Raw genomic sequence first — 15,564 nt, forward strand, 5'->3', positions numbered from 1 at the left:
TTCTTATGGCAGAAGTAATTAAAATGCCTCGTTTAAGCGACACCATGGAAGAAGGTACGGTGGCACAATGGCTTAAACAAAAAGGGGATCAAGTAGAAGAAGGAGATATTCTAGCCGAAATTGAAACCGATAAGGCTACCATGGAGTTTGAGTCTTTCTATGAAGGAACCTTGCTTCATATTGGCGTTGCCGAAGGGGATTCTGCTCCGGTAGATCAACTCTTGGCCATTATTGGAGAAGAAGGAGAAGATATTTCTGAAATCTTAGAGAAAGAAAATTCAGCTCAAGCGGAAGATTCCGATAAGAAGGAAGATGAAAAGGATTCTAAAGAAGAGGAAGGTTCTACTGAAGAAAACAAGAAAGACGAGAACGATGAATCTGAGGAAGATTCAGATGAGTCTGAAGAAGATTCAGAAGAAGACAGCGATGATAACGAAATTCCAGAAGGCGTAGAAGTGGTGAAAATGCCACGTCTAAGCGATACGATGGAAGAAGGTACGGTTGCGACTTGGTTAAAGCAAGAAGGAGATCAAGTAGAGGAAGGAGAGATCCTAGCCGAAATTGAAACCGATAAAGCGACGATGGAGTTTGAGTCTTTCTATGAAGGAACCTTGCTTCATATTGGCGTAGCCGAAGGCGAAACTGCTGCGGTAGATGCTGTGTTGGCCGTAATTGGACCAGAAGGAACCGATGTTTCTGCCGTGCTCAAAGGCACTGGTAGTGACAAAAATAAATCTTCTAAGCGTAAAAAAGATAAGGATTCTAAAGATAGTAAAGAGAATAAAGACGATTCAGAAGAAAGTGAATCTAATGAAAGACAGCATGAAGATGCCAGCGGCGATCGAATCTTTGCGTCTCCCTTAGCTAAAAAAATGGCTTCAGATAAAGGCATCGATTTAGGAACGGTAAAGGGTTCTGGCGAAAACGGTCGTGTGGTTAAGAAAGACATCGAAAACTATACGCCTAAAAAACAAGATGCTTCCGCGAAAGCGAAATCAGAAAAACCGGCTCCAGAAGCAGAAAGTCAAGTGCAAACGTATACGCCTGCAGGCGAAGAAAGTTTTGAGGAAATCAAAAACTCTCAAATGCGTAAAACCATTGCCAAGCGATTAGGAGAATCTAAATTTACGGCACCACATTACTACTTAACGGTAGAAGTGAATATGGAAAATGCGATGCTTTCTCGCAAGCAAATTAACGCCTTACCAGATACGAAAGTGTCTTACAATGATATGGTGATAAAAGCGTCAGCAATAGCTTTGAGAAAACACCCTCGAGTGAATTCACAATGGACTGGCGATACCACAAAAATTGCAAAGCACATTCATATTGGAGTTGCTGTAGCAGTAGATGAAGGTTTAGTGGTTCCTGTGCTTAATTTTGCAGACCAAATGAGTATGACTCAAATTGGAGGAAATGTAAAGGAATTGGCAGGAAAAGCACGTAATAAAAAATTACAACCTAAAGAGATGGAAGGAAGTACCTTTACCGTTTCTAACTTAGGTATGTTTGGAATTACAGAATTTACCAGTATCATCAATCAGCCTAACTCCGCTATTTTATCGGTGGGAGCGATTGTAGAAAAACCAGTGGTAAAAGAAGGTCAGATTGTTGTGGGGAATACCATGAAGGTAACCTTGGCTTGTGATCATAGAACGGTAGATGGCGCCACAGGAGCTAAATTTTTAGAAACTTTAAAGCGTTATTTAGAAAATCCAGTAACGATGTTGGCTTAAGTCGCTTAGAAAAAGATCTTAAATTTTAATTGATATCCATTTAGCACCCAGTGTAATCAAATAATAATTCCGATGTCACGTCGTGTGCCAGCCCGAAAGAATTCATTCTGGCGGGGAGTCGAGACGAAAGGCTCAAGGTGACAAATAATAATTTTGGATTGAAAGCAGATATACAAATTTGTAAAATATAGAATACCTTAAAAATCCCGCTCTAAAAAGCGGGATTTTTTTATCTTTAGCGCTATGAGAAAAATGATATATTTAATTGCTTTAGTAGCCATTACCGCTTGCGCGCAGAAACCGGGAACCCAATCTATAGATTCATCGGTTAAAACTGAAAACTATGAATTTCAAGAAAGCGATCTAAAAAAATCGCTTCAGTTTTTTAGCTCAGACGAATTGTTGGGAAGAAACACGGGAAGTGAAGGCATTGAAACCGCTGCCACCTACGCCGAGGAGGTGTTTAAAGACTATAATTTAAAACCTTATTATACCAGTTATAGAGATTCTTTTGAGGTAAAAGACAAAACAGGATATAATGTAGTTGCATTTAAAGAAGGTACAGATCCGCAATTAAAAGATGAAATTATTGTGCTGGGAGCACATTATGATCATATTGGGCTGCAAACCGAAAGTGCGAAAATTATTAATAAGGATTCCATCGCCAATGGAGCCAATGATAATGCTGCAGGAAGTGTGGCTATCTTAGAAATGGCGAAGTACTTTTCTTCTCGAGATACCAAGAGAAGTATCATGTTTGTACTTTTTTCTGCAGAAGAATTGGGACTTTTAGGTTCTACGCATTTGGCGAAGCGCTTAAAGAAAGAAGATGCCCCTGTTTATTTTATGCTTAATTTCGAGATGATTGGCGTTCCCTTGCCGCATCAAGATTATTTGGCTTACCTCACGGGCTTTGATAATTCTACTTTAGCCGAAAGTTTTAATCAAAAAACAGGAAAGAATACCTTTGGATTTTTTGAAAAAGCAAAGTCTTTCCAGTTGTTTAAGCGAAGTGATAACTATCCTTTTTACCAAGAGTTAAACGTGCCTGCACAAACCTTGTGTACGTTTGATTTTGAAAATTACCCTTATTATCATCACGTAGATGATGAGATTGAATTTTTGGATATGAAGCATATGCTACATTTATTAGAAGAAGTGGCGACAGGAGTAGAAGCTTTGGCGAATGAAAACGATAAATCTATCCGATTAAAATAATTGAAATGAATCATAAAAAAGTAATTATCACCGGTACCAGTAGAGGAATAGGCTTTGAGTTGGCGCAAATTTTAGCCGATGAAGGGCATCAGGTATTAGCGCTTTCGCGGAATCATACTCCGATTAAAAACCTAAAACATCCTAATATTCATAGTTTTTCATTCAATCTAAATGAGGAAAACGACTTAGATCAACTGGATAAATTTGTGAATGAACAGTGGCAAGGCAGTGTGGATATTTTGATTCACAATGCCGGAAGCATCATCAATAAACCCTTCGCAGAGATTACAGCACAAGAGTTAATGAGTGTTTACCAAACCAATGTTTTTGGAGTTTTTCAGTTGAATCAGCGTTTGATGGGTAAAATGCCTAAAGAAGGTCATGTCGTGACTATAAGCAGTATGGGAGGCGTACAAGGAAGTATGAAGTTTCCTGGTTTAACGGCGTACAGTTCTAGTAAATCTGCAGTGATAAATTTAACCGAAATTCTGGCAGAAGAATATAAAGAAACCGGACCTAGTTTTAACGTCTTGGCGCTTGGAGCGGTACAAACCGAAATGTTAGAAGAAGCATTTCCTGGGTATGAAGCGCCCAACTCCGCTCACGAAATGGCCCAATACATCGCCGATTTTTCCTTAACCGGGAATAAGTTTTATAATGGGAAAATGCTTCAGGTTTCTAAGTCGACGCCATAAGTATAAAGTATGCAACAGGTTTTAGCAAAATACCTTCCAGAGAGAGCCGTACAACCATTGTTTCAGCTCATAGAGCGTCATGCGATTCATTTGAAAATTGTGAATGAACGAAAAACGCGGCATGGAGATTATAGGCAAACGGGAAAAACCCATCAGATTACCATTAATGCCAATTTAAATAAATATAGGTTTTTAATTACGCTGGTTCATGAAATAGCCCATTTGGTGGCTTTTCAGAAATACGGTAGGTACATCAAACCTCACGGTCGGGAATGGAAACATACGTTTCAGCAATTGATGTTGCCGTTTATCAATCCGGCTATATTTCCGTCAAGGTTATTACCACTGTTGGCAAGACATTTTAAAAATCCGACGGCAAGCAGTGATACCGATGCCGTATTATCTGTGGCACTAAAAGAATATGACCCGGCTACTGATAAAAATTATATCTTTGAAATCCCCACAGGGAGTACGTTTAGAATTCCCAATGGGAGAATATTCAAAAAAGGAAAAAAGAGGGTAAAACGCTATGAGTGTTTAGAAATGGAATCGGGGAAAGTGTATATCTTTCAGCCCAACGCCCAAGTAGAGTTAATAAAAGTTTGAAGTTGATGGAACATAAAAATTATTATGCCGTATTGATGGCAGGAGGGGTAGGCTCACGTTTTTGGCCGTTAAGTAAAAAAGCATATCCAAAACAATTTCATGACATGTTGGGAACTGGGGAGACGCTTATTCAAAAGACTTTTTCTAGGTTAGAGCAATTAATTCCTGCAGAAAATATTTATATTCTTACCAACGAACTTTATGAAGATTTAGTCAAAGAACAATTGCCTAAAGTGGAAGATCGACAAATTGTGTTGGAGCCTTCTATGAATAATACGGCGCCTTGTATTTTGCTTTCTTCTTTAAAAATACAAAAAGAAAATCCAGAAGCCTTGATGATTGTGGCGCCTTCAGACCATTGGATTGAAGATGAAGCTGCCTTTATAGAAAACGTACAAGCTTCTTTTGATGCTTGCCAGCGAGATCGTGAGTTATTGATGACCTTGGGGATAGAGCCTAGCTTTCCGCACACGGGATATGGTTATATTCAATATGAAGAACAGGATCAAACGGCCATAAAAAAAGTAATCAATTTCACGGAAAAACCAGACTACGCTACCGCAAAAACATTTTTGAAGGAAGGGAATTATGTATGGAATGCGGGAATCTTTATTTGGAGTGCAAAAGCGATTCTTTCTGCATTTGAAACTCATTTGCCAGAAATGTATTCGCTTTTCTCAGCAGGAAAGAAGGATTATAATACGGAATCAGAGAAAGCTTTTATTGAAAAAAATTATTCAAAATCTGAAAATATTTCTATAGATTATGGGATCATGGAGAAGTCTGAAAAGGTTTCTGTGTTACCCGCTAAGTTCGATTGGAACGATTTAGGATCTTGGGGATCTCTTTACGATAAGCTAGAAAAAGACGAAAAAGACAACGTTGTCGTTAACGCGAGATCGTATATGGAGAATGCTTCGGGCAACATCGTGAGAACGACGAAAGGAAAAACTGTAGTGCTAAAAGATTTAAATGAGTATATTGTCGTAGAAAATGAAGAGGTTTTGCTGATTTGTCCTAAGAGCGATGAACAAGAAATTAAAAGTTTAAGAAATTCCGTAAAGGAAAAATTTGGAGAAGAACTTATCTAAGATATCCATTGGAAGAGAACCATACACATAGCCCAACGCCTGAGGAAACGCAGGGAGAAATCGTTAAAAAAGATTTAAAGGGAACTTTTGCTAGTCTAAAGCAGTTTTTAAAAGAGCTTTTAGATATTCGAAACGATACCGATAGAGATTCTACGATTGAAGCGGTTAAAAAAGACATTACCTTTAAAGGCCATAACGCCTGGATTCTTGTATTTTCTATTTTCGTAGCTTCTATTGGTCTTAATGTGGGCAGTACGGCGGTGGTGATTGGAGCGATGTTAATCTCTCCCTTAATGGGTCCGATTGTAGGAATGGGGCTCTCTGTGGCGATTAATGACGTAGATATGCTTAAGCGCTCTTTGATTAATTTGGGAGTGATGTTGGTGCTGAGTGTGCTTACCGCATTTTTATACTTTTTAATTTCACCCTTAAACGGAAGTAATGCCGAACTAGAAGCCAGAACTTATCCTACGATTTTAGATGTATTGGTAGCTATTTTTGGGGGATTGGCCTTGATTGTTGCCAAAACCAAAAAAGGAACCATTGCGAGTGTTATTTTTGGAGTGGCGATTGCTACCGCCTTAATGCCTCCCTTGTGTACCGTGGGTTACGGATTGGCTCAAGGAAGCTGGTCTGATGCAGGAGGAGCACTTTACTTATTCTCTATTAATGCCACCTTTATTGCGCTTTCCACCTTTGTAGTGTCCAAGTTATTGGGCTTTCCTTTGGTGAAATACGCCAATTCTAAACGAAGAAGATTTATTGCACAAATGGCTTCGGCGATTGCAATTATTGTGATGATTCCTAGTATTTATTTATTTTACAATATGCTGAAGGAGTCTTACTTTAAGCAAGATGCTCAAAAATTTGTTCAGGAAGAGTTGATGATTTATAAAGAATCTTTTCTTCAGAAGAATTCGACGATTGCTACCTATGATGGCGGTAGGGATCCTAAAATTGAAGTTTCCTTTCTAGGAAAGGAAATCCCTAACTCTATTATTGGTTTATGGCGCGAAAAGATGAAAAGGTATCCTAATTTAAATAATACTTCTTTGATCATTCTACAAAACGAGCGCACCGAATCTTACGATCAAGTGGAGTATATGAAAGAGTTTAAGCGTCGGGATTCCTTGAGTATTCTCAATAAAGACGAGCGCATTGCCTACTTAGAAAAAGAGGTCACGAACTTGGCTAGATTTAAGCGAAATGAGATACCTTTTGAAAGAATAAGTAGGGAGGTGCAATTGAATTATGAGGATATTCGTGGTTTTGGATTTGCACAAACCGTGATATCAGACTTTAAAACAATTGATACCATTCCAGAATTTAATGTGATTTGGAATGATAGTATTCCCAAGGAGAAGCGTATAAAAGACGAAGAGAAATTAAAAAACTGGCTTCAGTTTAAACTGAATGTGGATACTTTGTTGATACATTCAAGACTTCAGAAAACAGAAAAGAAACCTGCGAAGAAGAAGGCTTAAATTCCTTTTAACTGAACCTCTCTAACTTTTTTAAATAAATCTGAAGAATAAACGAAATTACTTAGAGATTCACTTTCGGTCTTGTAGATGATGTCTTTGTTTCCTTGCCATTCCAACCTTCCATCTTTTAAGAAGATGATATTTTCACCAATTTCTAACACCGAGTTCATATCGTGCGTATTGATCACGGTGGTGATGTCGTATTCTTTGGTGATTTCTTGAATCAAGTTATCAATAAGAATAGCGGTTCTAGGATCTAATCCCGAGTTAGGTTCATCGCAAAATAAATATTTAGGCTGGTTGACAATGGCTCTGGCAATAGAAACCCTTTTTTGCATCCCCCCACTAATCTCTGAAGGGAATTTTTTATCTACATTGAGTAGGTCCACGCGATCAAGTACTTTTCTAACTCGGTCTAAACGTTGACTTTTAGTTTGTTTGGTAAACATTTTTAGCGGAAACATGACATTTTCGGCAACGGTCATAGAATCAAACAAGGCACCTCCTTGAAAAACCATTCCCATATTCTTTCTCAGTTCCCGTTGCTCTTCTTTGTCTAAAGTAGCGTAAGCTTTCCCATCATATTCTATAGATCCTTCTGTAGGCGTTATCAATCCGAGTAAACACTTTAGGAATACCGTTTTTCCGGCACCAGATTGTCCTATGATAAGGTTGGTTTTTCCTTTCTCAAATTCGGTATCGATTCCTTTTAAAATCTCTTCCCCGCTAAAGCTTTTATGTAAATTCTTTACTTTAATCATTAGCTTAATAGTAATTGAGTGAGTACGTAATTGGTGATAATCAAAATAACACTAGTCCAAACAAAAGAGGTTGTACTTGCTTGTCCTACTTCTAAAGATCCCCCCTTCATATAGTAGCCGTGGTATGAAGGGACGGTCGCCAGAATAAGGGCAAAAAAGAAACTTTTAATAAATGCATATGCCAAGTGGAAAGGAATAAAATCACTTTGTAAGCCTTCTAAAAATTGTTCGCTAGCTACAAAACCACCCATCACACCGGCCATATAAGCACCTAAAAGACCTACAAAAATGGCGATGGAAATTACAAAAGGATACAAAAGCATGGCGATGATTTTAGGGAAAACCAAATAATTTAACGAATTAATTCCCATCACTTCTAAGGCGTCAATTTGTTCGGTAACGCGCATAGTTCCGATACTGGAAGTAATGTAAGAGCCTACTTTCCCCGCCATAATAATAGAAATAAACGTAGGAGCAAATTCTAGAATAATAGATTGCCTTGCGGTAAACCCAATTAAACTTTTAGGAATTAAAGGGTTGTTGAGGTTTAAGGCAGTTTGAATGGTTACTACTCCCCCAATAAAGAAGGAAATAAATACCACAATTCCCATAGAATTGATGATGAGGTCATCAATTTCCTTAAAGATGAGTGTTTTAAGCACAGAACCTTTAGTCATTCTTCTAAAGATGTCTTTCAACATGATAAAATATTCACCAATACTGTGAAGGTAACTCATTCGGTTATTTTTTTGTAAATCTAAAATAGAATCACCAAAAACAAAAGCATTTAACTTACAATTAATTTTTTATCTCTTTAACATGTGTATTTTTGTGCTTTTAAAGACCAATTATGAAGAAGTTAATTCTCTTACCTGCGCTGGCAGTCCTGTTTTTTCAATGTAAAACCAGTGACTTTTCTAAAGAAAACGAAACCAATCTTACCGCAAAAGATTCTATTATTCCAAATTCACTTGCTCATCAGCCCAAATTAGTGGTTGGGGTAGTGGTAGATCAAATGCGTTACGATTACCTCACCCGTTTTTGGGATCACTATGGGGAAGACGGCTTTAAAAAATTGGTAGATGAAGGCTTTACGTGTAAAAACAATCATTACAACTATGTGCCTACCTACACCGCGCCGGGACATACTTCTATTTATACGGGAACTTCGCCTAAAAATCATGGGATTATTTCTAACTCTTGGTATGATAAGGTTTCCAAAAAGTACGTTTATTGTACTGAAGATGGGGAGCAAACCAGTGTCGGTACCGAAGATGTTGCAGGACAAATGTCTCCTTCTCGCTTGCAGGTGACGACTGTAGCAGATCAAAATCGCTTGCATACACAGTTTAAAGGGAAAACCATTGGGATTGCTTTAAAAGACCGTAGTTCTATTTTACCTGCGGGTCATACAGCCAATGCGGCTTATTGGTTTCACGGAAAAGAGGAGGGCATATTTATTACCAGTTCTTTTTATCGAAATGACTTACCCCAATGGGTAGAAGATTTTAATTCTTCCAATACCGTAGAGAATTATTTAAAACCTTGGAATACGCTAAAACCTATCAGCACTTATGTAGAAAGCGGACCTGATGATAATGATTTTGAACATCGCTTTCGCGGAAAAAAAACAGCCACATTTCCCTATGACTTAAAAGCTTTAAGTAAAGAAAATGACGGTTATGATATTTTAAAATCGACTCCCTACGGAAATAATATCACTACAGATTTTGCTCTTGCAGCGATTGATGGAGAGGCTTTGGGAAAAGATAACATCACCGATTTCCTAACGCTAAGCTATTCGAGTCCAGATTATATTGGTCATAGCTTTGGGGTGAACTCTAAAGAAGTACAAGATAATTACATTCGCTTGGATCAAGATATCGCCCGACTTATTAAAAACTTGGACGAAAAAGTAGGGAAAGGAAATTATACCTTATTTCTAACCGCAGATCATGGAGCTATTCACGTCCCGAATTATTTGAAAAGCAAAAAAATACCTGCGGGTTACTTGAGAAGTAAAACCATGCGGAAGAAGATCAAGCAATTTTTGGGGGAAGAATATGGTACTTTAGATTTAGTAGAACATATTTCTAACAACCAAATTTTCTTCCGTAAAGAGAGCCTGAAGGAAAAGAATATCCAAGCACAAGATTTGGCGAACGAGTTAAAAGCTTTTCTAATTTCCCTACCTCATATTTATAAAGCCTATACGCGAAATGAAATTGAAGCGATGAGCAGCAATGATAAAATAATGAGCTATGTTGAAAATGGTTTCCACCAACAGCGAAGTGGCGATGTGGTTTATTTATATGAGCCCGGCTATATTTCTTATTCAGAAACGGGAAGTACGCACGGGAGTCCGTTTACTTACGACACCCACGTGCCTTTAATCTTTTACGGAAATGGAATTCAAAAAGGACAAATTTTCGCAAAAACGCAAATTATAGATATCGTTCCAACAATTTCTGCTTTATTAGGAATTGCTTTTCCTAATGCGATTACGGGAGAAGTGCTTCAGGAAGTATTGGAAGAGAAGTAAGAGAAACTTTAAAAGAGCTTTTCTTTAATTTTCTTCCAGCGGTAAGCGCGAATCCATTTTCCTTCTTCGGAAGAAACCATAAAAGGAATTTGATTACTTTTAGCGAGAAAATAGCCTTTAAGATAATCGGTAAACAAGCGAGGTTTTTTCTTTTTTAAAGCTAATTTAAGCGAGGCAATTGCGGTGATGCTAAAACCATATCGCATACGGTAAAAAGCTTCTCCTTGCTTGTATCTAGCTTTAGCGTGGTAGGTTTCTCCTGTGGGACGTAAGTGTTTGACTTCCAAATTTTGATCTACTTCAATTTGAAAGTGGTGGTATTTTGCCAGCAATTCATCTACAGTATCCCAACCCATCACATTTTTAAGTCCGCCAATTTTCTTAAAGCAGGTTTTGCTATAAGCTTTTAAAGCGCCTCTTAGGTGATCTTTATTGGTTAGGGATTCTATTTTCCAGCCGTTTTGATGTGGAATGCTACACACGCCGCCCGCCATTCCTAGTTCAGGATTGTTGACGAACATGGTTTTTATACTTTCTAGGTAGTTATTGGGGAAAATTAAATCGGCATCAAATTTACAAATCACATCGTAGTTGGTGTCTAGCTTCTCCAGGCCTTTATTAAAAGCATTAATTACTTTGCTGCCCGGTAAATGTTCTTCGCTAGAGGAGGTATTAATGTAGTCTATGAAATCGTATTCTTTGGAAAAGGAAGCAATGATTTTTTCGGTGTCATCTGAAGAATGATCATTCACTAACATCAATTTTTTAGGTAAAAAAGACTGCGTCACTAATGACTGAAGCGTCTTTGCAATATACGCAGCTTCATTATGAGCGGGAATGACAATATAAATATCCATTTATGATATTCTTTCGGCGTAGACCATATAGTAACGCGGCGTAATTTTCCGAAGCAAAGGTCTAATGCCAATTTTGTTGACGGGATTGGTCCACTTTTTAGAATCGATAATCTTCCAGCCTGCTTTTTCTAATAACCAATCAAATTGCCAATCTTCAAATTCATGGTAATGTCGATCCCAAGGATCAGTTTTACTGCGATAGGCAGGAGAGAACCATAGTCTTAGCGGAATACTAGCGACTAACTTATCGGCTTTAATTTCTCGAAGTACATTAAAAGGAGCGATGAGGTGTTCAAAAATTTCAAAGGCAGTCACCACTTCTGCAGAAGAATTTTTAACGCTAGAAAAATCTAAGTCCAAATCTTCTCCCTTGGTATTTTCTATTTGATAGTCATTTTTTTTAAGAAGCTTGGTCAAAGGGTTTTCAACACCTAGATCTAAAAGAGCTTGATCTTTAGGCACATGTTTCTCTAAGAAGGCCAAAGTTTCTTTATAACGCTTATGCGGAAAATGTTGCTCGTACACCTATTAATATCTTAAAATTTGTAAACAAGAGCGTTGATGTTCATTCCTGCACCAACACTGGCAAAAATAACGACATCTCCTTTTTGTATCTCTTGATTTTCCATTTTTTTCTTGGTTACTAAATCTAATAAGGTAGGTAAAGTAGCCACCGAACTATTTCCTAATTTCTGAATGGTCATAGGCATCACATGCGCTGGTGCGGGTACGTCAAATAATTGATAAAAACGATCACAAATGGCCTGATCCATTTTTTCATTCGCCTGATGAATAAATAGTTTCTTTACATCTTTAATACTATAGCCACTTTCATCTAAGCAAGCTTTCATTGCAGCGGGGACTTTAGTAAGGGCGAAGTTATATACTTTCCTCCCTTTCATTTTTATATACTTGGTAGCTAGCGAATTCCCTTTATTGAACGATTCATCGAAGTTGATAAAATTCGATTCCGCCAAAGCGTAGGTAGCCGATTTGTTCGAAATAATACCTTGGTCTTCTTCCTCTTTATATTCAATAATGGCAGCACCGGCACCATCACTAAAAATCATGCTATCGCGGTCATGGTCATCTACTACTCTCGATAAAGTTTCGGTTCCTACCACCAGAATGCGTTTGGCCATTCCAGATTTTATAAAGGCTTTGGCATGGATCACACCTTCTAGCCAACCAGGACAACCAAAAAGCAAATCGTAACCTACACAATTAGGATTTTCAATTTTTAATTGGAACTTTACTCTTGCCGCAAGACTAGGAACCGTATCTCCTTGGGTGTTTTTGTCTTTAACATCCCCAAAATTGTGAGCTACAATAATGTAATCTAAAGTTTCTGGATCTATACGAGCATCTTCTATGGCTTTTTGAGCCGCAATGCTCGCCATATTGGAAGCGGTCATTCCTTTTTCAAGGTATAAGCGTTCCTCAATTCCTGTAATGGCTTGAAACTTTTTTATAATATTATCATTGGAGTTTTCGATGGCAGATCCATCTTCATTTAAGAACTGGTGCTCCAAAAAATGAGAGTTTTCTATCTTTGTTTGAGGGATATAACTTCCTACCCCCGTAATTACTTCTGCCATATCAAATCTATAATTTTTTACAATTTAATCATTTCTTTATTTTCAAAGAAAGAATTTTAAAAATAAAAAAGCCTGTAGACATATACAGGCTTTTTTCATAGTTGATCAAAGCCTTACATGTACTCCTCCATTGGAGCGCAAGTACACATTAGATTTCTATCTCCGTAAGCATCATCTACACGTCTCACTGTTGGCCAGAATTTATTATCTGAAACATAAGCTAACGGGTAAGCTGCTTTTTCTCTTGAATAAGGGAACTCCCATTCATTAGCGGTTAACATTGCTAAGGTGTGCGGAGCGTTTTTAAGAACATTATTAGGTTCATCTTTTTCTACGGTATTAATTTCTTCTCTAATAGAAATTAAAGCCTCGCAAAAACGATCTAATTCTTCTTTGCTTTCACTTTCTGTAGGTTCAATCATCATCGTTCCTGCTACTGGGAAGGAAACTGTAGGCGCGTGGAAACCATAATCGATTAAACGTTTGGCGATATCTACCACTTCAATGCCTCTTTCTTTAAACGGTCTACAGTCAATAATCATTTCGTGTGCCGCTCTTCCTCGTTCTCCAGAGTATAGCGTCTCATAATGACCACTTAAGCGTTGCTTGATGTAATTGGCGTTTAAGATGGCGTGTTCTGTACTCGATTTTAATCCTTTAGGACCTAACATCGTGATGTAAGCATACGAAATTAAGCATACTAAAGAAGAACCCCAAGGCGCTGCAGAAATTGCGTTAATTGCATGCTCTCCTCCTGTTTTAATAATAGGATTTCCTGGTAGAAATGGTTCTAATTGTTTGGCCACACAAATAGGTCCTACTCCAGGTCCGCCACCTCCGTGAGGAATCGCAAAAGTCTTGTGTAGGTTAAGGTGACAAACATCTGCGCCAATATTTCCAGGATTGGTCAATCCTACTTGCGCGTTCATATTAGCACCATCCATATATACTTGTCCGCCGTTATCGTGAACAATTTGTGTGATTTCTTTAATAGCCGATTCAAACACTCCGTGGGTAGACGGGTAGGTAATCATTACTGCCGAAAGATTATCTTTGTGTTTTAAAGCTTTTTCTCTTAAATCATCTACATCGATACTTCCAGAGTCATTGGCTTTAGTTACCACCACTTTCATTCCTGCCATTACAGCACTCGCTGGGTTAGTCCCGTGTGCACTAGAAGGAATTAAACAGATATTTCTATGGTGATCGTTGCGAGATTCGTGGTAAGCTCTAATCGCCATTAATCCAGCGAATTCTCCTTGAGCTCCCGAGTTAGGCTGCAGTGAAGTCGCATGGAAACCTGTAATTTCGGTTAACTGATCTTCTAATTTCTTCAAGACTTCTTGGTAACCTTGAGCTTGCTCGATAGGTACGAAAGGATGAATATTTCCCCATTGTGGGTAGCTTAACGGAAGCATTTCCGCGGCAGCGTTCAACTTCATCGTACAAGAACCTAAAGAAATCATCGAATGATTCAATGATAAATCTTTTCGCTCTAATTTTTTGATGTAACGCATCAACTCCGTTTCAGAATGGTATTTATTAAATACTTCATTCGTCATGAATTCCGTTTCTCTAGCAAGGTTTTGCTTCTCGATTACATCTTTTTCTAAAGACGTAATTTTGAAAGAAGTTTTTCCTGCTACGTGTGCAAAAACAGCGATGATGTTATTTAAGTCGGTTAAGCTAGTCGCTTCATTTAAACTAATCGATACCGTATCATCTTCTGGGTAGTAAAAGTTAATTTCGCTGGCTTCCGCTATTTCTTTAATTTTGATAGGATCTGCTTTTACACGAATGGTATCAAAATAAAGTTCATTTTCTTGATAATAACCTAATTGTTCTAAAGCATCAGCTAATTCTGCTGTGGAGCGGTGCACTTTATTGGCAATATATTCTAGCCCTTTAGGACCGTGATATACGCCGTACATAGAGGCCATTACCGCAAGCAATACCTGTGCAGTACAGATGTTAGAGGTTGCTTTATCTCTTTTTATATGTTGCTCTCTGGTTTGTAGCGCCATTCTTAAGGCTACATTTCCGTCAACATCTTTAGTTACCCCAATAATTCTTCCTGGGATATTTCTTTTATATTCTTCTCTGGTTGCAAAATAAGCAGCGTGAGGCCCTCCGTATCCTAATGGAATCCCAAAACGTTGCGTAGTTCCTACTACGACATCTACGCCTAGATCCCCTGGAGCTTGAAGTTTTACTAAGCTCAAAATATCGGCAGCGACCGCAATTTTAATCCCGGCGTCTTTTGCTTTGGAGATGAACGGAGCGTAATTGTATATTTTACCGCTCGTTCCTGGATACTGAAGAATAGCACCAAAGAAATCTTCAGAGAAGTCGAATTCTTCGTGGTTTCCTACCACCAATTCTATCTCTAAGGGATTGGCTCTAGTTTCTAATAAAGAAAGTGTTTGTGGTAAAATTTCTTCGGAAACAAAGAATTTCACGACCTTTTTTTTCTTTTGAGCGCGATCTCTTAGGGCAAAAAGTAAGGTCATTGCTTCTGCAGCAGCAGTAGCTTCATCTAAAAGAGAAGCATTGGCAAGTTCCATTCCCGTAAGGTCTGCGACCATGGTTTGGAAATTAAGCAGCGCTTCTAAACGGCCTTGAGCAATTTCTGCTTGGTAAGGCGTATAGGCGGTATACCATCCCGGGTTTTCTAATACATTACGCTGGACCACAGGTGGCGTAATGGATTGGTGATAGCCTAAACCAATGTATGATTTGAACATTTTGTTTTTAGCGGCAAGCTTAGTGATGTGTTCTAAGTATTCATGCTCGCTTAAAGCTGGGTTTAAATCTAGGTCTTTTTTGAGTTTAATGTCATCTGGGATCGTTTCGAAAATTAGTTGATCTAGTGAATCAACCCCAATGGTTTCTAGCATTTCTGCTATCTTCTCTGGTCTTGGACCAATATGTCTTAATGCGAAAGAATCTGTGTTCATGTAGTAAAAAATGTAGTTG

General features: G+C 38.2%; 13 protein-coding genes. 7 read left to right on the forward strand and 6 right to left on the reverse strand.

Features of this window, described 5'->3' with window-relative positions; translation table 11 throughout:
- The first annotated feature begins 5 nt into the window (after nucleotides 1–5).
- The 6 genes from RBU60_RS07140 to RBU60_RS07165 all read left to right on the forward strand — a co-directional run bounded on the left by RBU60_RS07140 (nucleotide 6) and on the right by RBU60_RS07165 (nucleotide 6,830).
- Nucleotides 6–1,736: a pyruvate dehydrogenase complex dihydrolipoamide acetyltransferase gene (locus RBU60_RS07140; protein WP_308864061.1), complete on the forward strand. Its 1,731-nt coding sequence runs from the start codon at nucleotides 6–8 to the stop codon at nucleotides 1,734–1,736.
- Nucleotides 1,737–1,979: 243 nt separating this feature from the next.
- The gene (locus RBU60_RS07145) at nucleotides 1,980–2,954 is read left to right on the forward strand and encodes a M28 family metallopeptidase (protein WP_308864062.1); all 975 of its coding nucleotides are present in this window, start codon (nucleotides 1,980–1,982) and stop codon (nucleotides 2,952–2,954) included.
- 5 nt (nucleotides 2,955–2,959) lie between these two features.
- Nucleotides 2,960–3,649, forward strand: a complete 690-nt coding sequence (locus tag RBU60_RS07150; protein ID WP_308864063.1) for an SDR family NAD(P)-dependent oxidoreductase — start codon at nucleotides 2,960–2,962, stop codon at nucleotides 3,647–3,649.
- Between the two features lie 9 nt (nucleotides 3,650–3,658).
- Nucleotides 3,659–4,255: a SprT-like domain-containing protein gene (locus RBU60_RS07155; protein ID WP_308864064.1), complete on the forward strand. Its 597-nt coding sequence runs from the start codon at nucleotides 3,659–3,661 to the stop codon at nucleotides 4,253–4,255.
- 5 nt (nucleotides 4,256–4,260) lie between these two features.
- Nucleotides 4,261–5,346 carry a mannose-1-phosphate guanylyltransferase gene (locus RBU60_RS07160; protein ID WP_308864065.1) on the forward strand — a complete coding sequence of 362 codons (1,086 nt, stop codon included), beginning with the start codon at nucleotides 4,261–4,263 and terminating at the stop codon, nucleotides 5,344–5,346.
- Between the two features lie 8 nt (nucleotides 5,347–5,354).
- On the forward strand, nucleotides 5,355–6,830 hold the full coding sequence (locus RBU60_RS07165) for a DUF389 domain-containing protein (RefSeq protein WP_308864067.1): 1,476 nt from the start codon (nucleotides 5,355–5,357) through the stop codon (nucleotides 6,828–6,830).
- Here the strand turns inward: RBU60_RS07165 and RBU60_RS07170 are convergent.
- Nucleotides 6,827–7,591: an ABC transporter ATP-binding protein gene (locus RBU60_RS07170; protein WP_308864068.1), complete on the reverse strand. Its 765-nt coding sequence runs from the start codon at nucleotides 7,589–7,591 to the stop codon at nucleotides 6,827–6,829. The two genes, RBU60_RS07165 and RBU60_RS07170, sit on opposite strands and share 4 nt — an antisense overlap.
- A complete protein-coding gene (locus RBU60_RS07175) occupies nucleotides 7,591–8,328 on the reverse strand; it encodes an MlaE family ABC transporter permease (RefSeq protein WP_308864069.1) in 738 nt (245 codons plus the stop codon). Before RBU60_RS07175 ends, RBU60_RS07170 begins: the two co-directional genes overlap by 1 nt.
- Nucleotides 8,329–8,441: 113 nt before the next feature.
- On the opposite strand from RBU60_RS07175, the gene pafA reads away from it, so the two are divergent.
- Nucleotides 8,442–10,133: an alkaline phosphatase PafA gene (gene pafA, locus RBU60_RS07180; RefSeq protein ID WP_308864070.1), complete on the forward strand. Its 1,692-nt coding sequence runs from the start codon at nucleotides 8,442–8,444 to the stop codon at nucleotides 10,131–10,133.
- A gap of 8 nt (nucleotides 10,134–10,141) precedes the next feature.
- Here the strand turns inward: pafA and RBU60_RS07185 are convergent, their stop codons facing one another.
- The 4 genes from RBU60_RS07185 to gcvP form a co-directional block, all read right to left on the reverse strand.
- Entirely contained in the window at nucleotides 10,142–10,990 is an 849-nt protein-coding gene (locus RBU60_RS07185; protein WP_308864071.1) for a glycosyltransferase family 2 protein, read from the reverse strand.
- On the reverse strand, nucleotides 10,991–11,515 hold the full coding sequence (locus RBU60_RS07190; protein WP_308864072.1) for a methyltransferase: 525 nt from the start codon (nucleotides 11,513–11,515) through the stop codon (nucleotides 10,991–10,993). It lies immediately after the preceding gene.
- An 11-nt stretch (nucleotides 11,516–11,526) separates the two neighbouring features.
- Nucleotides 11,527–12,588: a 3-oxoacyl-ACP synthase III family protein gene (locus tag RBU60_RS07195; protein WP_308864073.1), complete on the reverse strand. Its 1,062-nt coding sequence runs from the start codon at nucleotides 12,586–12,588 to the stop codon at nucleotides 11,527–11,529.
- 113 nt (nucleotides 12,589–12,701) lie between these two features.
- On the reverse strand, nucleotides 12,702–15,545 hold the full coding sequence (gene gcvP, locus RBU60_RS07200) for an aminomethyl-transferring glycine dehydrogenase (RefSeq protein WP_308864074.1): 2,844 nt from the start codon (nucleotides 15,543–15,545) through the stop codon (nucleotides 12,702–12,704).
- Nucleotides 15,546–15,564 lie beyond the last annotated feature (19 nt).

This window comes from Mesonia profundi, assembly GCF_031085155.1.
Classification (GTDB): Bacteria; Bacteroidota; Bacteroidia; order Flavobacteriales; family Flavobacteriaceae; genus Mesonia; species Mesonia profundi.